We start from the raw sequence: 18002 nt of genomic DNA, 5'->3' as shown, positions 1-18002 counted from the left end.
CGTCTACCGTGCTGAGCGACCAGGTCGCGACAGCTGCTCCAACTCGGCATCACATCGGGCGCGATCAGAAAAACGGCGTCATCTCCCTCTGAATGTGCCGCTACTTCGTCCAAGCGCCGTCGTGCAGCGATTCAGCCTCCTTTTCGAGCAGGGGGCCGATGACCTCTGTCGGGCGCTGGCCGCTGGCAAAGACCTCGCGGCACGGCAGGTCGAGGGTCGGATTCTCCGGATGGTTGCCGGTGATGCCGCGCAGGCGATGCTCGCTGAGGCCAAAGACGACGCGGCCGATGCCGGCCCAGTAGATCGCACCGGCACACATCGCGCAGGGCTCGGCCGACGAATAGAGCGTGGCCTTCGCCAGCACTTCGCGCCCGAGCGTGCGGCAGGCCTGGGTGGCCGCGAGACGTTCGGCATGCGCGGTGCCGTCATGGTCCGGCATGTAGCCATTCTCGCTCTCGATGAGAACCTTGCCGTCGGCCGCAACAACGATGCAGCCGAAGGGATGATTGCCATGGCTAAGCGAGCGGCGGGCGACCGCGAACGACAGGCGCAGGAAGTGTTCGTCACGTTCGGACGCGGCGTCCATCGCTACTCCGCGGTCAATGCCCGCCATGCGCCGGGCCGACGAAGGTGAAGGTCGGCTTCGCTGGTCCGTGCTTCATACACAATTTGCCGTGGAACATCACCAGCCGGCCGGACGGATGCTGACAACGGAATTTTCTGGATAACCGATTGAAAAATATCAATAATGTGGCCCGTTCGATCCCTGATTGGGAAGAAATGCCAGACGCAATTGCAGGCGTGGGGTTCCCGCGCGCATGACCGGCGCGAGGCAGCGTGGCGCGTACTCGCATTCATGCTAATCACGCGGTTGTTGGGCAGGCGCTGGTACGTGATTTTTGCTGGCACCGAGCTGGTGCCGGTCGCCAGGACGGCCGTCGCCGCGGTCCAGAGAAGAGGAAATTTGTCGAGATGGGGTCCGTTAACGCCGTTCAAAATGCATCGCTCGGCGAAGCGATCGTGCGTCGGATCAACGATCTGGCCACGATCTCGGAAGAGGGTGACAAACTCACCCGCATCTATCTCACCAAGGAATTGCGCGAGGCAGCGGACCTCATCCTGGGCTGGATGCGCGAAGCCGGCATGAGCGCGCGCCTCGATGCGATCGGCAACGTCTGCGGCCGCTACGAAGGCGACCGGCCGGGGGCGCCCTGCCTGATGCTCGGCTCGCACTACGACACTGTGCGCGATGCCGGCAAATGGGATGGACCGCTGGGTGTGATTACGGCGATCTCTTGCGTCGCCGATCTCAACCGCCGCGGCAAGCGCCTGCCGTTTGCGATCGAGGTGGTCGGTTTTGCCGATGAGGAGGGGGTGCGCTTCGCTTCGACCTTGCTGGGCAGCCGTGCGGTGGCCGGCACCTTTGACGAGAATGTGCTGAACGCGCGCGACCGTGATGGCGTGTCGATGCGCGATGCGCTCGTGCAGTTCGGGCTCGACCCCGACCATATCGGCGCGGCCGCGCGAGCGCGGCGTGAGCTGCTCGCATACCTCGAATTGCACATCGAGCAGGGGCCGGTGCTGGAAGCGCAGAACCTGCCCGTGGGCGTCGTCACCGCGATTGCCGGTGCCACGCGCCTTGCCGCGCGGCTGACCGGCATGGCCGGTCACGCCGGCACCATACCGATGGAGCTTCGGCGCGACGCACTCGCCGGGGCGGCCGAATGCATCGGTGCGATCGAACAATTTTGCCGCACCGACGAGGGCGGCCTGGTCGGCACCGTCGGCTACATCCAGGCGAGGCCCGGCGCGACCAATGTCATTCCGGGCGAAGTATCCTTCACCATCGATCTGCGCGCCCCCACCGACATGCACCGCAAACGTGCGGTGGCCGATATCGTTCGCCGGATCGAGGCGATCGCCGAGCGCCGGCAGCTGGCCCTTCAGCTTGACGTCACCCACGAGAACCGCACTGCGCCTTGCGCGCCGTGGCTCAAGGAGCAGATCGCGTCGGCGATCGAAGCCGAAGGCCTCTCCGTGTTCGAGCTGCCGAGCGGGGCAGGGCACGACGGCATGGCGATGATCGACATTGCCGATGTCGGCATGATCTTCGTCCGTTGCCGCGGCGGCATCAGCCATCACCCGGACGAGCATGTCGAGCTCGCGGATGCTGACGCCGGCGCGCGGGTCTTGCTCAGGGTCATCGAGAATTTTCAGACGCGGGAGAGCCGCGCCGCCGCGAGCTGAACGGCCGGCCCCGTTCGTCATCGTGGCGAGACACGAATCAGTCACACTTGGAATGGTGACCGGCCGTCGCCGGAATCGCGAGACATCAGGTGCACATGAAGAGCGACATTCCCCTGCCGTCACATCGCGGAAACAGGTTTTACCAGGGCGGGGTTGCGACCCTTGTCGCCAACGCTCTCCAGGCGGTCAATTTTCTCGGTGATCGGTTCTTGAGAAAGTCGCATCATTCGTTGTCGGCTATCGAGGACCTTTATCGGCACTCGATGGACAGCGCGTTCTCGGTGACCGAGGCTTTCCTCGTCACAGGCGCCCCGCACGCCTCCGCCTATTATCCGCGAGACTTCGCGTGGTTCTATCCCGACGTTCTCGATCCCGAAACCGTCATGGATCCGCAGGATGCGGTGCGGCGGGTCCGGTTGCTCGAAAAGAGCGTCCGTTTGTTGTTGGAGGCGGTTCGCGCCGGCGTCGTCACGACGACCATTGTCCCGGCGGGACGCGGTCGGTACCTCGGCGTGAACTATTTCTCGCGCCCGTCGGACACGCTGCTCGGCATTCTCGCCGGTCTCCAGCAGATGATCTCTGCCGAAGACAGGACGGCCGCCTATCTGGCAATGTCACAATGCGCGCATGCAGGCCGCCTGTTGCTGGCCGAGTATGGCGGTGACCTGAAGCGAGCGATCCTCCAGCTCGCGAGCGAGCTCGAACCGTTCAATGACGACGGTACCAGGTATTTGCTTTGCGATGTCCACACGCCGCGCTCCGCCGCAACGGACACCCGCGCCGAACGCAGGCGCTTCGTGACCAATGCTTCCGTCTACACGACCTTCGTGTGGGGCGTGCAGCTCGGGGTCGTCGACGAGAACGAGTTGAAGCGGCTGCTCGGGCGTGATCTTGCGCAGTACAAGACGGACCTGCTCCGCCTGTTCGGCAAGGACGGCCATATCAGGCATTCCCTGGAAGGTTCGGCGAGCTCGCCGGCCTCATCGGTCGCGCTGGATTTCGTCAGCGTGCATCGTGGATTCTGGAATATGAGCGATGCGAGCGAGCGGGCGATGTTCGCGGCCACGACGGATCTGATCATTGCGGAGCCGCGGTTTCGTATCCCCAGCACGTTTCATTTCCTGGTCTCAGCCGACAATCCCAGGAACAAGATGATCCACAGGATTGCGGCACCAGCCTATCAGGGGCGTTCCTGCTGGCCGACGTTCAACGTCGAGTTCGCGGATCGCATGCTGGACTATGACGAATTCACTGGCGGCGAGGCCTATCGGGCCTGCGCCCAAGGAATATTGAAGGATATTCGGACAGCGACCGAGGTTCACGGCGGCTATCAGGAGCTGATCTCAGAACAGGGTCTGAAGTATCGCACCTGGGCCTATAAGGGCGCCGTGGCTCATTCCTGGTTTCCGCGCTTCCTGTCCGTCTGGAGGCGGGCGTATGGAACGCCGCTCCTCCGGTGGATTGACGAATCCACTCGGTGACGTATCGCTCACGCTACGAGATCCAGCAGCCGGCACGATCCGCGCACGAGCACCTTGCGTCCGGTCGGCGTCATGGCAGGCACGCCGTCATTGATGACGACGAGGCCGAGTGCGACGAGGCTTTCGACGAGATGGGCCTTGAGACGGCCGTTCGACAGCGGGTTGCGAAGTGAGCGCAGGGCTGCCCATTGGTCCGGCGAAAGCTCAAAGTCGAAATCGTCGTTCATGTTGCCTCAGGCGGTCGTAACGTTCACGCGCCTCTGTTATCGGCGCTGCATGAAGACCATGCGACGACAATGAGTCCGGAATTCGATGAGATGTTTAGAACGTCTCTTCACAAATTGCCGCACTTCGTTGCGCCACAAGAGTTAAGATCATTTGCTCGCAAATAACGTCTCAACTACCGATCACTAAATGATGATCTGCGCTTGATGTTGCAGTGCGAATTGCCGCGCTGCACGGGAAGGGTCGCTGTCCTATTCTGCGTCGCGATATGCACAGAAATGGCGAGACGGGTTGTTCCGGGCTCTGCTACGTTATTCCGTAGGGAATGGCTTCACACGACAGGAGTGTGAGTGCATGAAGAGGCTGGTTGAAATCCGTAGTCAGGAATTTCTATGCCGCGAGCGCGCGGCGCGCGATTTCGAACGTCGGGTATTCTGGCTCGCGCAGGCTGAGGAATGGGAGCAGCGCGCGCTCGACGAAATCGCCTATCACTTCCGGGAGTGCAATCTCGCGCAGGGCGAGCGGAATGCCGCCTGACGCGGGCGGCTGATATTGCTCACTGATAAGTCGCCACGATATCGGACACGGCGCGCTCGAGCTGGTGCGCAGTGGCGCATTGGCGCACCACGGTGCAAAAGGTCGCGTAGCGCGGCATCTCGGAATCGCCAAAGCCCCAGGCGAGCCGCCCCTCGGGATTGAGCCAGACCAGTCGCTTCGAGCGATCGGAGATCCGGCGCAAAATGTCAGCGCGCGGGTCGAGATTGTTGCTGCGGGCATCGCCGAGCACGATCACCGTGGTGTGCGGCGTCAGCGTGCTCATGAACTCCTTCTCGAAATCGAGCAGCGAGGAACCGTAGTCCGACGAGCCGAAGCCGACCTTGGACATGATCTCGGACATCGCCTCCTCCGGCGACTTCGATTCCAGGATCCTGCTCACCTCGATCAGGTGCGAGGAGAAGGCGAAGGAGCGGACATCGTCGACCACCTCGTGCAGCGAGTGGATGAGCAGCAGAAAGAAATCGGACACTTGCGCAACGGAGCCCGAGACGTCGCACAGTGCTACGATCTTCGGCCGGTCGCGATGCTTGCGCTTCCATGCCGTAAGGAAGGGCACGCCGCCCCAGGCCGCATTCCGGCGGAGCGTGCGACGGACGTCGAGATGGCCGCGGCGCTGACGTTTGCGCGGCTTCGAGTAGCGCTCGCGCAGCCGGTGCGCGATCTGACGGATGAGGGCGCGCATCTCGGCGACCTGGCGCCGCTCGATGCGGGCAAGCGGCGCATTGCGCAAGATCTCGTTGCGGAGGTTTTCGGCCTCCTCGCGGGCATAGAGTGCAAGCCCCTGAGAGACCGTATCGCGCACGGCTTCGCGCAAGGCGTCCAGCGCGGCGCGCAGACGCTCGGCCAGCGACGGGTTGGTCGCGGTCAGCCCGTCGAGATCGTCACGCAGGCGCTGGAGGCCCATGGCGTCGAGGATGCGGCTGGAGAAGATGCCGCGCTGAGTGGAGTAGCGGATGTCGGACAGGGAGGCCGCCCCGGAGGCGCTGGCAATCGCAGCCGCAATCGTATTGCGGTCCTGCGACAGCAGCATCTGAGCGAGCGGGCCTAGACCTTCGGGAGGCTGACCTTCGCCGGCATCGCTGGGAGCGCCGGAGGAGGGCGGCTGACCTGAGTCCTGCGGAGCGTCGTCTTCGCCGGCCTCGGGCTGGTCCTGCCGCGGCTCCGGCTGACTGAAGAACAGATCAAAGCAGTCACCGAGCGCGAGCTTCTCGTCCTGCGACTTGGCAAGTGTCAGGAGCAGCGCGTCGCGCAGGACGGCGCGGTCGGAGATGCCGACTTGCGCGACTGCGCGCATCGCATCGATGCTTTCGGCAGGCGAGACGTGAACGCCGACGCCCCGCGCCGCTCGAAAGAAACGATGGAGGTTCTCGCGCATCGGCGTCAACCGAAGACGTTGGACCGTGCCGCCTTGGCAATGAAGGTCGTCACCTGCGGCGCCGCTGCCTCTATGTCCGTCTCGTATTTCAGGAGGACGTTTAGTGTGTCCTTGACGATCTCGGTGTCGAGCTCGGAAGCCTGGAGCAGCACCAGCACGCGCGCCCAGTCGATGGTCTCGCTGACCGACGGCAGCTTCTTCAGATCCAGCGAGCGGATCTCGTGGATGAAGCCGACCATCTGCCGGCGCAACGTCTGGGAGATGCCGGGCACGCGGCTTTCGACGATGCGTTCCTCGAGGCGCTGCTCGGGAAAGCCGATATGAAGATGCAGGCAGCGCCGTTTCAGGGCGTCGCCGAGATCGCGCTCGCTGTTGGAGGTGAGGATCACGGTCGGCGGTGTGATGGCCGACACGGTTCCGAGCTCGGGGATCGTGACCTGGAAGTCCGAGAGGATTTCCAGCAGCAGCGATTCAAACTCCGCATCCGACTTGTCGATCTCGTCAATCAGGAGCACGCAGCCGCCCGGCTGCTCCAGTGCCTGGAGCAGGGGACGCGGCTCGACGAACTCCTTGGAGAAGAACACGTCTCCGAAATCGTGGAGCTGATCCAGCGCCGCATGCAGCGTCTGCGCGCCGCCGAGAACCTCGCCGAGCTTGTCCTTCAGGATCTGCGTATAGAGCAGCTGCTTGGCGTATTTCCACTCATAGAGCGCCTTGGCCTCGTCGAGGCCCTCGTAGCATTGCAGGCGTATCATCTTCATGCCGCGCCAGGCCGCGATCGCCTTGGCGAGTTCGGTCTTGCCGACGCCTGCGGGGCCCTCGACCAGGATCGGCTTCTCGATCTGCTGCGACAAATAGACGGCGGTCGCGATCTGCCGGCTCGCGATATAGCCTTGCGCGGCGAGGCCGCTCTCCACTGCCTCGATCGACGTCGAGGCCTTCTGATCAGCCACGAATGGGCGCTCCCAAAGGTCTTGGTTGAGGCTTGTTCTGCCTGCGTTCCCGGCAAAGAACAAGCCTCGTTTGGGAGACATCAGACCCGCGTGAACGGCGTTTTTTCCGCTTAGCGCAAATAGTTAAGCGGTTCGCCGTTCGTGCGATCAGTGCCGCAGCAGCTCCGGCTTGCGGATCGTCTGTCTGACCTCGGCGCCGCAATCGGCGCATTCATAGACGAAGTCGATTATGGCAAGGCTCCAATGCGGCTCGACCTCGCGCACATACATCGGCAGGAACCCCATGCAGGTGGGGCAATTCACAGGCGCGATCTCGACGTCCTGATGATGCTGAACGTAAGCTGGCATCGCGGCTCTCCTTCGCAGGCGACCACCAACCCCCGCGCGAAAGCTACTGCCGGTTGCCCCAGAGCCCTCATCAACTCTTTCGAACAGAGGCGGAACGGCGAGCGTTTGTAGTTCGCTGTGACATTCTTGTTACGGATGGTACTGTAAGGGGCGGACCAAATGCCTGTTTCGCAGGCCGACCGGGTTCACTGGATTTCACTGTAACGATAAGGGAGTAACGCCCATGACGCATGCCATTCGCTTTCACAAGACCGGCGGTCCGGAAGTCCTGGTCTGGGAAGAGGTCAGTGTCGGCAAGCCTGGACCTGGCGAAGCGCGCATCCGCCACACGGCTGTCGGCCTCAATTTCGTCGACATCTACAACCGTTCGGGTCTCTATCCGGCGCAATTGCCGAGCGGGCTCGGCAGCGAGGCGGCTGGTGTCGTCGAGGAGGTCGGGCCCGGTGTCACCGATCTGAAGCCGGGCGATCGCGTCGCTTATGGCGCCTCGCCGCTCGGGGCTTATTCCGAGGCGCGGCTGATCCCCGCCGACCGGCTGTTGAAATTGCCCGACGGCGTCGATGACAAGACTGCGGCGGCAATGATGCTCAAGGGGCTCACCACGCAATACCTGATCCGGCAGACCTATCGGGTGAAGGCCGGCGATACCATCCTGCTTCACGCTGCGGCCGGCGGCGTCGGTCTGATCTTGAGTCAGTGGGCCAAGCATCTCGGCGCGACCGTGATCGGCACCGTCAGCACCGACGAGAAGGCAAAACTCGCCAAGGCACATGGGTGCGACCATGTGATCATCTACACGCGGGAAGATTTCGTAAAGCGGGTCGACGAAATCACCGGCGGCAAGAAGGTGCCGGTGGTCTACGATTCCGTCGGCAAGGACACGTTCCTCAAATCGCTGGATTGCCTCGCGCCGCTCGGTGTCGCGGCTCTGTTCGGCCAGTCTTCGGGAGCCGTCGAGCCGCTCAATCTCGGCCTGCTGGCACAGAAGGGGTCGCTCTACGTCACGCGTCCGACGCTGTTCACCTACGCCGCCAAGCGCGAAAATCTGGTCGCGATGGCGAACGAACTGTTCGACGTCGTCAAGTCCGGCGCGGTCAAGATCGAGGTGCACCAGACCTATCCGCTGAAGGACGCCGCCAAGGCGCATACCGATCTTGCGGCGCGCAAGACCACGGGATCGACCGTTCTTCTGGTCTGAGGCTCGTCCGGGCCGTGACGCAAGCTGCTTGGCCTGCGTCACGTCCGCTCGTGCTTGCGCAGATCGCGGATATGATCAAGGCGGATTGCCTGGAGGTCGACATCCTCGGGCGCAATCTGGGGCAGGGCGGCCTCGGTCAGCATGGCCTCGGTTACGTCCTCGACGGTATTCTCCACGATTTCGTGGATGAACGAGATGTTCCGGTATTCACCCGAGGCGATGCGGGAGATGACCTCTCGCCTCGTGATTTCGGGATCGACGACCGCCTCGCGGCCCCGCCGCCCATATTCGATCATCACGACGAAGTATTGCATGAAACGATCCTGCCGCGCCCGTGGTCGGGGACGCGGTAGAGTATTTCCGAAAAACGGAACTTTGTCAATCGCGATTTCTATAAATCAGAAGTCGCTGATCGTGTGGTCCTTACTTGCCCTTCTTGCGAGGGCGCGCCGATTTCGCACGCAGCCGCTCGAGCTGCCCCTTCGGCATGGACAGGCAGATCTCACCCACCCACTCGAGCTTGACGCCGACGATCGGCTTGGCATTGAAGCTCGTGAGATTGACGACGGAGGGCGATTTTCCCCGCTCGATGGTCTTCAGATAGCGCTCGCCGGTCTTGAGGCGGACCACTGCCTCTTCGCCGTAGAAGCTCGAGAGCGGATGGCGCTGGTCCTTGTAGACCACGATCACGTCGCCGCTCTCGTATTTGGGCAGCATCGAATCGCCTACGATCTCGAACGCAACCGTCTCTTCCATGATCGGGAAGGGCAATGTGATGTCGCCGAGACCTTCCGGGGGGACCTGTTCATAGTCCGGCTCGATCACCGCGCCGGCTCCGACGCGGCCCATGATCGGCGCGAGATTGAGCTCGAGATATTCCATGATCGGAATGATTTCCGATGCCTTTACCAGACGCTCGCCGCCGAGGATCTCCGAGACCGCGCCGGGTCGCACGCCCATGGCTGCTGCCAGGCCGCCCTTGCTCTTGCCCGTCTTCTCCAGGCCTCGTTCGATCATTGCAACGTCCAACATGGTGATTCCCTCGATTGCGCGCCGTCTCGCCTCTTGTAATCCGAAATTCGGAATTGATGCAATTATGAATATCAGAAATACGACTTGACTCTGTATTCGGAATAACGGAATGTACGTCCCGCCTCCTCGGGTGGAGGCGCATCACGGGACATCAGCATGGAACCGGGCCATTGGCCGTCGGAGCACTCCGACGCGCTTCGCGACTATTTTCACAAAGGCATGTCTTATGCGGAGATCGGAAGACAAATAAACGCAAGGTTTGGAACGGCTTATACGCGCAGCGCGGTGGCTGGCCGCGCCAAGCGGCTCGGGCTCATCGTGCCGCAATGGATGACGAGCCCGGCGCTCGCGCCGCCCTTGCCGGGTGAACCCAGCCTGCTTTCTCCGCGCCGGGTGGGGTGGCCGAGCCTCAATCTGCCGCCGAAGTCCGCCATGAAGCCTGCGGCGCGGGTGAAGTTGCGCTGTGTCGGCATCCAGCCGCGCCTGATCCAATTGGTCGAACTCGAGCCGGACGACTGCCGCTATCCCTATGGCGGCGACAAGGACGGTGAAGAGATCACCTTCTGCGGCCACCCGCGCCAGCCGGGCTCCAGCTACTGCGCGCCGCATGCCCGCCTGGCGCGCCGTTCCGAGGCTGCGCTAGCCCGTGCCGCAGGCCCCGTCGTGCTGAAGCTGGTCTCGGCCGCCTGAAGCGGCAGCCGTCCGTTCAATCGTCAGACTTGCAAGGAGTACCCGAGTGGCTCGTGCCCGACGTAACAGGTCCTACAAATTGGCGCAGATCTACGACCGGCGGTCGCGTGAGGTGCCGTTCAATGCCGAGGTGGCGGAGGTGGAGGTCGACAATCCGCTCGCGCTCGATTCAGGCGAGAAGATCCTGGCCATCCGCTCAATCCGCAACGATCCGCTCGGCCGGCTGCACGCACACCACCAGATCGACGAGGCGCAATACCGCGGCGGGCGCGCCTTCCAGAACGATTGGGAGCGGGCGGAGCGGGGCCCTCAGGCGGTGGATACGACGCGCGAATATGTCGATGGGACGGGCACGCGCGAGCCCGTCACCGAGAGCCAGCGCCAGGCGGTGCTACGGCTCAACCGGGCTGAACGAGAGCTCGGCACCGACGGCGCCGCGCTGGTGCACGACGTGCTGGTGCTGGGTCTGACCATGGATCAGGTTGGGCAGCGTCGCGCCGTCCGCACGCAACGCTGGAACGATTACTTTGCGCGGCGTTTTCGTGAATGTTTGGACCGGCTGGCGCTGATCTACGGCTTCGCGACGGAGACGGGAACGGCGCGCGGGGACCGGCGTGGATGATTGTGGAGCGCCGGTGGTCGCGGCCGCCGGCGTCCCACCCATTGCTTAGGGGTGAGGGACGATCTGGTAGGGCGTGGTGTAGGGCTCGACGCGCAGCGAGGCATGGGCCAGCAGCCCGATCTTGGCGGTCGGCGCCTGCTGCAGTTCGCCGTTCGGGCCTCGATGCACGTTGTATTGCCAGACAGTGAGGTCGCCCTTCTGTGCTAGCGCGTGTGCAACGGCGCTCGCATCATTGCCGCCGAGCGCCTGAAGCTCCTCTTGCGACAATCCGACGACGATTTCGTCCTTGATGGTGACGATCTTGAACAGGTTCATCCTGGTCTCCTGCGCCCATGCGCCTTGTATCGAGAGGGTGAGAAGCGCGACCGCGGTGCCCTTGATGAGATCGCAGCGAGAAAGCATGCCGTTGTCCTTTGGTGCTGACGCGCGCCCAAATCGAAGAGTCTTCCAGCCATGGCGCCCGTATCTGCGTGGCCGTGCCGCAACGGCTTGGTCGCTCGCTCGCGGACGGCGGTTCACGGCGGAGTTGCACCCGGACCGACGGTTCCGGCTGCGAACTGTGGCGTCAAGACCAGGACCGGCTGCAAGATCGACCTCTCGCGCCGGCGATACAACCGCCGAAGTCGGGCTCAACAATTACGTGTGCGTGCTGAAGCATCGGCCAATTCGTGCGCCGGATGTGCATTCACATCGGAAACAAGCTGAAACGTTGTGCGGATTGATCGCGATCAGGGCTGTGTGCGTGATTGATGCAACTTCTTGACGCAGGTGGGTGACGGCGGTCGATATTCCTGTTATCCGGAAATCGCGGTGATGCGATGCAGACGAAGCGTCGCTACACCCACGGTTGGGCTTGCCGGATGGGTTGTTCCTTGGCATAGTTACAACCGAGCGGTTGAGGCCATTGTTCGGATGCAGTTCAGTGTGTGAACTCGGCGGCCCGCGGCCGAGGCTTCGTCGCGATTGGTTCTGGTGCGGCGTTCGGTTCTTGAGCGGATCACGAAGGCCGGTGCTTGTCATAGGTGCGAGATGAAAAACCTCGATTTCGCGGCTGAGTTGCATCTCAAGCTCGGTGTGCCTGCAAGCAGCACTGTCGAAAGTCTGCGCCTTCTCCGCGCGTTCCTGAAGCTCGCGCCTCGACAGCGTTTCGAAGTGATCAAGCTGGTCGAAGATCTCGCCACGGAAGAAGCTTTTCCCGAGCACCCCTTGTCCTAAAGTCCGGCCCTGCGCCGTTTCCTTCATTTTTCTGCCTGGGCCGCCGCCCCGGCGTCGTTCCCGCTAGGCTGGCCGCTGGAAGGCGGTCGGGCAAGTGTGGTATTCAGTTGAAGAAAAGGGAGGAGTGCGACCATGATCGAACCGAAGCTCGAAGTTCCGGCCGAACTGCGCGACCTGGCTGAGAAGACGATTGACCAGGCGGAAAAAGCATTCGGCATGTTTTTTGACGCCGCCACCAAGTCGATGTCGTCCGTTCCGGGCGCGGGGACGGAGGTGTCGAAGCAGGCGCTGGCTTTCACCGAACAGAACATGAAGTCGGCGTTCGAGCATGCACGCAAGCTGGTGCATGCCACCGATCTCCAGGAAGCGATGCGAATCCAGTCGGATTTCCTGCGCAGTCAGTTCACCAGCGCCGGAGATCACATGCGCGAGATGACCGGCACTCTCATGCAACAAGGCAAGGGCAAGTCCTGATTCTCGGTGTGTGCACAGGGTGCCCACAAATTGACCTTGTGCGGCGTGGAGATCCGCGCTTCGATACAGGCGCAGGTCCATGATGGGCCACCGAATGACCTCATTCGCCGTCCGTCATCCTTTCTGCTGATCCCTGCCGGCCTCCGGCAGGGATTTGCGTTTGCATCGGGTCGGGATCGTCCGCGGCTGCTAACGCAGCGATGAGATATAGGCCGCGATATCGGCGGCTTCGCTCCGGCTCAAGGGAAAATTCGGCATCTTCGGGTGCGGATCGAGCAGGAAGAAGGCGAGCCTTTCCGGGCTGAAGTCTGGCCTGCGCGCAACGGATGCAAAGGAGGGAACGTCGGCGCTCGCCTGGGTTTGCCCGTTCGCCACGACATGGCAACTCGCGCACCAGCGCTTGGCGAGATCGGCGCCGTGATCCGCGTCAGCTGCGAGGGCGGACGACGTGCCGACGCCAGAGATTACGCCAAGCAGCAGGCAAATCCGTCTCACATGCAGAGACATAGGGCAATCTTTCTGCGTTCGCACGCGGTCGCCGCGCTCATCCGCAGCATGATCCTGGAAACTGCGAGAGGTCAATTCGGGCGATGATCGACCGCAGCAGCTTGCGGGTCGAACGATAGAGATGCCGTAGGAATGACGGCATTCTTGCCGCGGGCATGCCAAGGCCTTTCGTATGAAGGCTTTTCGTATCAAGAGTTTCGGTATAGTGCGACACGTGTCTCTCCGAGGCCATATGGCTCTTCTATCGTGCCGCTTTGCAGCTGCCTTTGATCTGCCGCAAAGCATTCCCGGCTAATAGTCGCCTGGGTTCATGATCATTGGGCTCTTCGTATCCGCCGGTGCAAGCGCGCTGCTGGCGCTGTCACGCAGGAAGCGGTCGAGCGTCTCCTGGATCTTCTCCTTGACCGAGTTCGGACCGCGATCGCTCATCTCGGTGTGCTGCGCGCCGGTGTGGACGATATCGATGCCGCGTGCCTTGGCCTCTTCCGGGGACGGCAGCACGCCGGGATCTGTCACGAAACGCGGGTCCTTCGATCGAAACGATAGGATCTTCATGTGGTCGCTGAGCACGAAAGGCACCCGCAGATTGTCGAGCGTGATCACCTTCGACACCAGCTCCGGGTGCTGATGGGCGACGTACATGGAGACATCGCCGCCGTTGGAGTGGCCGACGAGGGTGATATGGTCGTATCCGACGTTCTCCTGCCGCTTCTTCAGTTCGCCTAATACGAAGAGAATGTTGGCTTCGCAGCGGATGTAGACTTCACGCCGGCCGACATATGGCTGACCGACACGGGTCATCAGCGGCGGATCGCTCGGCAAGTCCTGCTGGATGCTGGCGACCAGATAGCCTCGTGCGGCGAGGACATTGGCGAGGAAGGAATATTCGGTGGCCTTGACGGTATTGCCGTTACTGATGATGGCGAGCGGGAGCTTCCACAGCCCGAGATTGGCCTTGGTCTCAGCGTCGCGCCGCACGGCAATCTCCACCGAGATCGGCCGCTGGCGGGAGGCGTCGAATAGGGTCAGGGTCTCATGGCGGATTGCGAACTGGCTGACGACAAAATACTGCCCGACACCGAGGACGCAGAGCAAAGCCAGGATCGCAAACACCTTCCTCATGGTTCTGTCTCAAAATCACCTTTGACTGAACATGGTGATCGGGAACTCCCGGTCGAGTGATCGTGAGCAGGTTACGGGATTAAATTTAGGCAAGTCTGTGACGTGGCCGCAAAAGGGCCGCATGCCGGCTCGATCGACGGAAGGACAGCTAGAGACAGTAGGCCCTGCCGCGCTCGGGGCAGACCCGGATCGTGCTCGAAAGTGTGAAGAGGAAGCGTGGGCTGCGGCGCTCGTTGTCCGGCGCCCGGTAGCTCAAGGGGACAGCCACCCCGAGATCCGCCTGGAGATCGCACGGAAAGAAGAACCGCACACCGGCTCCGGCTGATGTCAGCGATAGGCCGTCGCTCAGGCGATAACCGTCGTGATTTCGGCACCGGCTATGCGAGCCTGAGCTATCTCAAGACGTTTCCGCTCGACGGGCTCAAGATCGACCGGTCGTTCGTATTTGGTCTTCTCGCGAATTCCGACGATGCTGCAATCATCGGCTCGACAATCGGTCTCAGCAAGCAGCTCGGTCTGACAGTCGTGGCTGAAGGCATCGAGGACAAGGCAACTGCCGACTTCCTGGTCAGCATGGGATGCGAGGAAGGCCAGGGATATTTCTTCGGCCGTCCGATGCCGGCAGAAGCATTCGATCGGCAGTTCCTCGCGACTGGGCACGAGGCTGCTAGCGCTGCCTGAGCGGGGGCTTCGCTTCTACCGCCGGCGCGCCACCGCCATGCCAAAGAGGAACGCAACGAACAGGCTGGCAAGCGGCGCTTCGCGGGTGACCGCTGCGACCGTCGCGAGTGCCCCGCCGGGCTTGCGCGATTCCTCGACTGCGGAGGTCAGACGATCGACGGCTGCGTGCAAGCCTCCGGCGACTTCACCGATGGTACGGGAGACGTCCGCGGCCGTATCGATGGCACGCTCGGCCATGCCGGGCTGGGACGTGGATTGCGGTATCTCCGTGCTCAAGGGCGCGACCTCCGGGCGTGATGATGGAAGCCGGCACCTTTGGCTATCCGCGCGAGCGCTCGTTTTGAACAGCGGGTCTGCCGACCTTTGGCTATCCGCGACAGGCGCCGTGATTGACGGCGGGTGCCGGCCTTGGTTGGGCAATTCAGCGCACGGGATTTTGTTCCGGATGATTTGCCGATCGCTCGAACTCCCCGGGAAACGACGGGTGCGAATCTCTGTTAGGCTGGGACAACCTTGCTGATGTCAGGAGACAGCCGTGACCGACCGGACCATGACGGATCGAGCCCGGCGCATCGCCTTGCTCGGTGCTCCCATCGACATGGGGGCTTCGCAGCGCGGCACCTTGATGGGACCCGCGGCGCTGCGCACCGCAGGCCTTGCGACGGTGCTGGAAAGCCTCGATTTCGAGGTGGTCGATCATGGCGATCTGTCCGTGGCCGACGTCCGGGACCTCACCGACACGCCGCCCGAAAATGCCAATCACTACCGCGAAATCCAGCGCTGGACACGAGTCCTGAGCCGCAGAGGTTATGAGATCGCGACATCAGGTGCGCTGCCGATCTTCCTTGGCGGCGATCACACCCTGTCGATGGGGTCGGTCAATGCGATGGCGCGTCACTGGCAGGAGCGTGGACGCGAACTCTTCGTGCTGTGGCTCGACGCCCATGCCGACTACAACACGCCGGAGACGACGATCACCGCGAACATGCACGGCATGTCAGCCGCATTCCTGTGCGGCGAGCCCGGGCTCGATGGTCTGCTCGGCGACGATCCACGCGCGTCGATCGATCCGGACAAGCTCGATCTGTTCGGCGCGCGTTCGATCGACAGGCTCGAAAAGGAGTTGATGCGCGTGCGTCGGATCAGGATCGTCGACATGCGCCAGATCGACGAGTTCGGCGTCGCCGTCATGATCCGGCGCGTCATCGAACGGGTCAAGGCGAGCAATGGCGTGCTGCATGTCAGCTTCGACGTCGATTTCCTCGACCCCTGCGTGGCGCCGGGCGTCGGCACCACGGTGCCGGGTGGCGCCACCTATCGCGAGGCGCACCTGATCATGGAGCTGTTGCATGATTCCGGCCTGGTAGGATCGGTCGATATCGTCGAGCTCAACCCCTTCCTGGATGAACGTGGACGGACGGCGCGTGCTGCAGTCGAGCTGATCGGCAGCCTGTTCGGCCAGCAGATCACAGACCGGCCGACGCCGAGCAACGCAATCGCTCCGGGTGAGTGAAACGGCGGTCGGCGTTCGTGCGCTGAAGGCGCGGCGGTCGGAGGCGTGATTCTAGTTGGGATTCGGCCGCCGCAGCAGGGTCGGACGTGCTGGCCTGGAACTTGCTTCATGGGCGCGGGGAACCAGGTGGGGCGCGATCGAGTTAACCTGCGACAGGAAAATAGCGGATCCTTCAATGACGAGTGGTCGTTTCGCAAACTCCATTTCCACCGCCCTTCGGCATCCCGGTGTGATCGCGCTGATCGTGGCGGGTGTGACGATTGCGGCAATGCTGATCGTCGACCACGGGCCGTGGAGCCGCGCCAAGACCCAGCCCGCCCATGTCGCGATGTACGCGACCACGGGAGAAGCGGCGCGCGCCGCGGGCGCCGCCGTAATTCCGACCGAACCGAAGTCACCGGTCGAGCCGGCACGGCCGGGGCCGAAGACGTCCCCGACCGTCAATCCCGTGACGCCGTAGCTCTCAGCTCTTGCGGCCGTAATTGAGGAGCCCCCCGCTCGTCTTCGGCGGGTGCGCGCGCAAGGCGTCCTCGTTGGGCTCGGTGCCCCAGCCGGGCCGGTCCGGGACGATCAGATGGCCGTCCTGAATCTCCGGCGCATGCGTGAACAGCTCGTGGTCCCAGGACAGACGATCGATGTCGATCTCCATGATGCGCAGGTTCGGCACCGCGGCACAGAAATGTGCGTTCATCATCGAGCAGAGATGACCGTAGAAATTGTGCGGGGCGACGTTGACCTCGAAGGCTTCCGCCGCGCTCGCGATCTTCATCGATTGCCAGACGCCGTTCCAGGGCGTGTCGATGATCGCGACGTCCATCGCCTGCTCGTGGAAATAGGGCAGGAATTCCCGCAAGGAAAGCAGCGTCTCGCAGGATGAGATCGGGTGCGGGCTCTGCCTTCGGATATAACCGAGGGCTTCCGGACTGAAGCTGTCGATCTCGACCCAGAACATGTCGAGGTCGGCAATGGCGCGCAGGATCTTCAGATAGCCTTCGGTCTTGGCGTTGAAGTTGCAATCCAGCAGGATGTCGACGTCAGGACCCGCGCCGTCGCGGATCGCCTCCAGATGCATATGCAGGTCGCGCAGGATCTTGCGGTCGACGTTGATCTCGGGCGCGAAGGGTGAGCCGAAGCCGGGACGCCAGCCGGTCGGCTTGCCGTCGTCATAGGAAAAGATGTTGGTCTTGAGCGCGGTGAACTTCTTCTCGCGGACCTCGCGCCCCATCGCCTTGACGCCGTCGAGACTTTCGATCGGCGGCTTGTACCAGGATGGGTGATTGATGCGCCATGTGGCGCAATGCGACCAGTAGACCCGGATACGGTCGCGGATCTTGCCGCCGAGCAGCTCGTAGCAGGGGACGCCGAGAGACTTCGCCTTGGCATCGAGCAGCGCATTCTCGATCGCACCGAGGGCTTGCGCCACCACGCCGCCGGCGGCGGGACGCGTCGCCGCGAACAATTCGGCAAAGACGCGCTCGTGCTGGAAGACGTTCTGCCCGATGACACGGGCGGAGAGGCGCTGGATGGCAGCCCCAACGCCGGGCGAGCCGAAACCCTCGTCGAATTCGCTCCAGCCGACGATGCCGTCCTCGGTCGTCAGCTTGACGAAATGATAGTTTCTCCACCCGGCATCGCAGGCAAGGATTTCGAGGCTTGTTGCTTTTGATGATTTGCTCATGTCGCTCCCTGTCGCCCGGGCTTCTTCTTTGTGGCTCGATCCGGGCGCGGAGCGCATTGTTAGGCCAACCGAGGACCGGCGTG

Annotated in this window: 22 protein-coding genes and 2 pseudogenes; 11 read left to right on the top strand and 13 right to left on the bottom strand. The window is 62.7% G+C overall.

Annotated features, from left to right (window positions below; all coding sequences use genetic code 11):
- Window positions 1–100: 100 nt before the first annotated feature.
- The gene (locus H1B27_RS18355; protein WP_061877877.1) at window positions 101–586 is read right to left on the bottom strand and encodes a nucleoside deaminase; all 486 of its coding nucleotides are present in this window, start codon (window positions 584–586) and stop codon (window positions 101–103) included.
- Window positions 587–972: 386 nt separating this feature from the next.
- On the opposite strand from H1B27_RS18355, the gene H1B27_RS18350 reads away from it, so the two are divergent.
- Both H1B27_RS18350 and H1B27_RS18345 read left to right on the top strand, forming a co-directional pair.
- Window positions 973–2247, top strand: a complete 1275-nt coding sequence (locus H1B27_RS18350) for an allantoate amidohydrolase (protein ID WP_197967001.1) — start codon at window positions 973–975, stop codon at window positions 2245–2247.
- Window positions 2248–2342: 95 nt separating this feature from the next.
- Window positions 2343–3728, top strand: a complete 1386-nt coding sequence (locus H1B27_RS18345) for a hypothetical protein (RefSeq protein ID WP_197967012.1) — start codon at window positions 2343–2345, stop codon at window positions 3726–3728.
- Between the two features lie 8 nt (window positions 3729–3736).
- On the opposite strand, the gene H1B27_RS18340 is transcribed toward H1B27_RS18345, so the two are convergent.
- A complete protein-coding gene (locus H1B27_RS18340) occupies window positions 3737–3955 on the bottom strand; it encodes a hypothetical protein (RefSeq protein WP_035678447.1) in 219 nt (72 codons plus the stop codon).
- A gap of 352 nt (window positions 3956–4307) precedes the next feature.
- On the opposite strand from H1B27_RS18340, the gene H1B27_RS18335 reads away from it, so the two are divergent.
- Window positions 4308–4490, top strand: coding sequence for a hypothetical protein (locus H1B27_RS18335; RefSeq protein ID WP_061877881.1), 183 nt, complete (start codon window positions 4308–4310; stop codon window positions 4488–4490).
- Between the two features lie 19 nt (window positions 4491–4509).
- Here the strand turns inward: H1B27_RS18335 and H1B27_RS18330 are convergent, their stop codons facing one another.
- From H1B27_RS18330 to H1B27_RS18320, 3 genes are all read right to left on the bottom strand, one after another.
- Window positions 4510–5886 (bottom strand): vWA domain-containing protein, encoded by a 1377-nt coding sequence (locus tag H1B27_RS18330; protein WP_197967000.1) that lies wholly within the window; start codon window positions 5884–5886, stop codon window positions 4510–4512.
- Window positions 5887–5891: 5 nt separating this feature from the next.
- Window positions 5892–6839: an AAA family ATPase gene (locus H1B27_RS18325; RefSeq protein ID WP_035678446.1), complete on the bottom strand. Its 948-nt coding sequence runs from the start codon at window positions 6837–6839 to the stop codon at window positions 5892–5894.
- A gap of 147 nt (window positions 6840–6986) precedes the next feature.
- Window positions 6987–7187 (bottom strand): hypothetical protein, encoded by a 201-nt coding sequence (locus H1B27_RS18320; RefSeq protein WP_061877882.1) that lies wholly within the window; start codon window positions 7185–7187, stop codon window positions 6987–6989.
- Between the two features lie 223 nt (window positions 7188–7410).
- Here H1B27_RS18320 and H1B27_RS18315 point away from each other — a divergent pair, with 223 nt between their 5' ends.
- On the top strand, window positions 7411–8385 hold the full coding sequence (locus H1B27_RS18315) for a quinone oxidoreductase family protein (RefSeq protein WP_197966999.1): 975 nt from the start codon (window positions 7411–7413) through the stop codon (window positions 8383–8385).
- Between the two features lie 38 nt (window positions 8386–8423).
- Here the strand turns inward: H1B27_RS18315 and H1B27_RS18310 are convergent, their stop codons facing one another.
- Both H1B27_RS18310 and H1B27_RS18305 read right to left on the bottom strand, forming a co-directional pair.
- On the bottom strand, window positions 8424–8699 hold the full coding sequence (locus tag H1B27_RS18310) for a hypothetical protein (protein WP_197966998.1): 276 nt from the start codon (window positions 8697–8699) through the stop codon (window positions 8424–8426).
- Between the two features lie 109 nt (window positions 8700–8808).
- Window positions 8809–9417, bottom strand: coding sequence for a S24 family peptidase (locus H1B27_RS18305; RefSeq protein WP_061877885.1), 609 nt, complete (start codon window positions 9415–9417; stop codon window positions 8809–8811).
- Between the two features lie 156 nt (window positions 9418–9573).
- Here H1B27_RS18305 and H1B27_RS18300 point away from each other — a divergent pair, with 156 nt between their 5' ends.
- A complete protein-coding gene (locus tag H1B27_RS18300; protein WP_197966997.1) occupies window positions 9574–10107 on the top strand; it encodes a GcrA family cell cycle regulator in 534 nt (177 codons plus the stop codon).
- 46 nt (window positions 10108–10153) lie between these two features.
- Entirely contained in the window at window positions 10154–10729 is a 576-nt protein-coding gene (locus H1B27_RS18295) for a hypothetical protein (RefSeq protein WP_197966996.1), read from the top strand.
- Window positions 10730–10774: 45 nt separating this feature from the next.
- On the opposite strand, the gene H1B27_RS18290 is transcribed toward H1B27_RS18295, so the two are convergent.
- On the bottom strand, window positions 10775–11131 hold the full coding sequence (locus H1B27_RS18290) for a hypothetical protein (protein ID WP_197966995.1): 357 nt from the start codon (window positions 11129–11131) through the stop codon (window positions 10775–10777).
- A gap of 627 nt (window positions 11132–11758) precedes the next feature.
- Here H1B27_RS18290 and H1B27_RS40180 point away from each other — a divergent pair.
- The gene (locus H1B27_RS40180; RefSeq protein WP_061877889.1) at window positions 11759–11944 is read left to right on the top strand and encodes a hypothetical protein; all 186 of its coding nucleotides are present in this window, start codon (window positions 11759–11761) and stop codon (window positions 11942–11944) included.
- Window positions 11945–12076: 132 nt separating this feature from the next.
- Complete coding sequence (locus H1B27_RS18280; RefSeq protein ID WP_028178910.1) at window positions 12077–12418, top strand: phasin; 342 nt, start codon at window positions 12077–12079, stop codon at window positions 12416–12418.
- Window positions 12419–12607: 189 nt separating this feature from the next.
- Here H1B27_RS18280 and H1B27_RS18275 read toward each other — a convergent pair whose 3' ends face one another.
- The 3 genes and pseudogenes from H1B27_RS18275 to H1B27_RS40175 all read right to left on the bottom strand — a co-directional run.
- The gene (locus H1B27_RS18275) at window positions 12608–12925 is read right to left on the bottom strand and encodes a c-type cytochrome (RefSeq protein WP_197966993.1); all 318 of its coding nucleotides are present in this window, start codon (window positions 12923–12925) and stop codon (window positions 12608–12610) included.
- Window positions 12926–13216: 291 nt separating this feature from the next.
- Window positions 13217–14047, bottom strand: coding sequence for an alpha/beta fold hydrolase (locus H1B27_RS18270; protein WP_197966992.1), 831 nt, complete (start codon window positions 14045–14047; stop codon window positions 13217–13219).
- A 148-nt stretch (window positions 14048–14195) separates the two neighbouring features.
- Window positions 14196–14411, bottom strand: a pseudogene (locus H1B27_RS40175) (ShlB/FhaC/HecB family hemolysin secretion/activation protein); the annotation flags it as partial.
- Here H1B27_RS40175 and H1B27_RS18265 point away from each other — a divergent pair.
- Window positions 14411–14728, top strand: a pseudogene (locus tag H1B27_RS18265) (EAL domain-containing protein); the annotation flags it as partial. The pseudogenes H1B27_RS40175 and H1B27_RS18265 overlap by 1 nt on opposite strands.
- A 15-nt stretch (window positions 14729–14743) precedes the next feature.
- Here H1B27_RS18265 and H1B27_RS18260 read toward each other — a convergent pair.
- A complete protein-coding gene (locus tag H1B27_RS18260; RefSeq protein WP_061877893.1) occupies window positions 14744–15004 on the bottom strand; it encodes a hypothetical protein in 261 nt (86 codons plus the stop codon).
- A 259-nt stretch (window positions 15005–15263) separates the two neighbouring features.
- Here H1B27_RS18260 and rocF point away from each other — a divergent pair, with 259 nt between their 5' ends.
- Together rocF and H1B27_RS18250 are read left to right on the top strand one after the other, a co-directional pair.
- Window positions 15264–16241 carry an arginase gene (gene rocF, locus H1B27_RS18255; RefSeq protein ID WP_197966991.1) on the top strand — a complete coding sequence of 326 codons (978 nt, stop codon included), beginning with the start codon at window positions 15264–15266 and terminating at the stop codon, window positions 16239–16241.
- Between the two features lie 175 nt (window positions 16242–16416).
- Window positions 16417–16701: a hypothetical protein gene (locus H1B27_RS18250; RefSeq protein ID WP_061877895.1), complete on the top strand. Its 285-nt coding sequence runs from the start codon at window positions 16417–16419 to the stop codon at window positions 16699–16701.
- 3 nt (window positions 16702–16704) lie between these two features.
- On the opposite strand, the gene H1B27_RS18245 is transcribed toward H1B27_RS18250, so the two are convergent.
- The gene (locus H1B27_RS18245) at window positions 16705–17919 is read right to left on the bottom strand and encodes a mandelate racemase/muconate lactonizing enzyme family protein (RefSeq protein WP_197966990.1); all 1215 of its coding nucleotides are present in this window, start codon (window positions 17917–17919) and stop codon (window positions 16705–16707) included.
- Between the last annotated feature and the right edge of the window lie 83 nt (window positions 17920–18002).

It is taken from the genome of Bradyrhizobium diversitatis, assembly GCF_016031635.1.
GTDB classification, from domain to species: Bacteria; Pseudomonadota; Alphaproteobacteria; order Rhizobiales; family Xanthobacteraceae; genus Bradyrhizobium; species Bradyrhizobium diversitatis.
The sequence above is the reverse complement of the archived record's forward strand: the minus strand, read 5'-3'. Positions and strand labels throughout refer to the sequence as shown.

Coding starts and splice junctions, on each gene's coding strand:
- H1B27_RS18355 (WP_061877877.1), bottom strand. CDS start 586: ATGGACGCCGCGTCCGAACGTGACGAACACTTCCTGCGCCTGTCGTTC.
- H1B27_RS18350 (WP_197967001.1), top strand. CDS start 973: ATGGGGTCCGTTAACGCCGTTCAAAATGCATCGCTCGGCGAAGCGATC.
- H1B27_RS18345 (WP_197967012.1), top strand. CDS start 2,343: ATGAAGAGCGACATTCCCCTGCCGTCACATCGCGGAAACAGGTTTTAC.
- H1B27_RS18340 (WP_035678447.1), bottom strand. CDS start 3,955: ATGAACGACGATTTCGACTTTGAGCTTTCGCCGGACCAATGGGCAGCC.
- H1B27_RS18335 (WP_061877881.1), top strand. CDS start 4,308: ATGAAGAGGCTGGTTGAAATCCGTAGTCAGGAATTTCTATGCCGCGAG.
- H1B27_RS18330 (WP_197967000.1), bottom strand. CDS start 5,886: ATGCGCGAGAACCTCCATCGTTTCTTTCGAGCGGCGCGGGGCGTCGGC.
- H1B27_RS18320 (WP_061877882.1), bottom strand. CDS start 7,187: ATGCCAGCTTACGTTCAGCATCATCAGGACGTCGAGATCGCGCCTGTG.
- H1B27_RS18315 (WP_197966999.1), top strand. CDS start 7,411: ATGACGCATGCCATTCGCTTTCACAAGACCGGCGGTCCGGAAGTCCTG.
- H1B27_RS18310 (WP_197966998.1), bottom strand. CDS start 8,699: ATGCAATACTTCGTCGTGATGATCGAATATGGGCGGCGGGGCCGCGAG.
- H1B27_RS18305 (WP_061877885.1), bottom strand. CDS start 9,417: ATGTTGGACGTTGCAATGATCGAACGAGGCCTGGAGAAGACGGGCAAG.
- H1B27_RS18300 (WP_197966997.1), top strand. CDS start 9,574: ATGGAACCGGGCCATTGGCCGTCGGAGCACTCCGACGCGCTTCGCGAC.
- H1B27_RS18290 (WP_197966995.1), bottom strand. CDS start 11,131: ATGCTTTCTCGCTGCGATCTCATCAAGGGCACCGCGGTCGCGCTTCTC.
- H1B27_RS40180 (WP_061877889.1), top strand. CDS start 11,759: ATGAAAAACCTCGATTTCGCGGCTGAGTTGCATCTCAAGCTCGGTGTG.
- H1B27_RS18280 (WP_028178910.1), top strand. CDS start 12,077: ATGATCGAACCGAAGCTCGAAGTTCCGGCCGAACTGCGCGACCTGGCT.
- H1B27_RS18275 (WP_197966993.1), bottom strand. CDS start 12,925: ATGTCTCTGCATGTGAGACGGATTTGCCTGCTGCTTGGCGTAATCTCT.
- H1B27_RS18270 (WP_197966992.1), bottom strand. CDS start 14,047: ATGAGGAAGGTGTTTGCGATCCTGGCTTTGCTCTGCGTCCTCGGTGTC.
- H1B27_RS18250 (WP_061877895.1), top strand. CDS start 16,417: ATGACGAGTGGTCGTTTCGCAAACTCCATTTCCACCGCCCTTCGGCAT.
- H1B27_RS18245 (WP_197966990.1), bottom strand. CDS start 17,919: ATGAGCAAATCATCAAAAGCAACAAGCCTCGAAATCCTTGCCTGCGAT.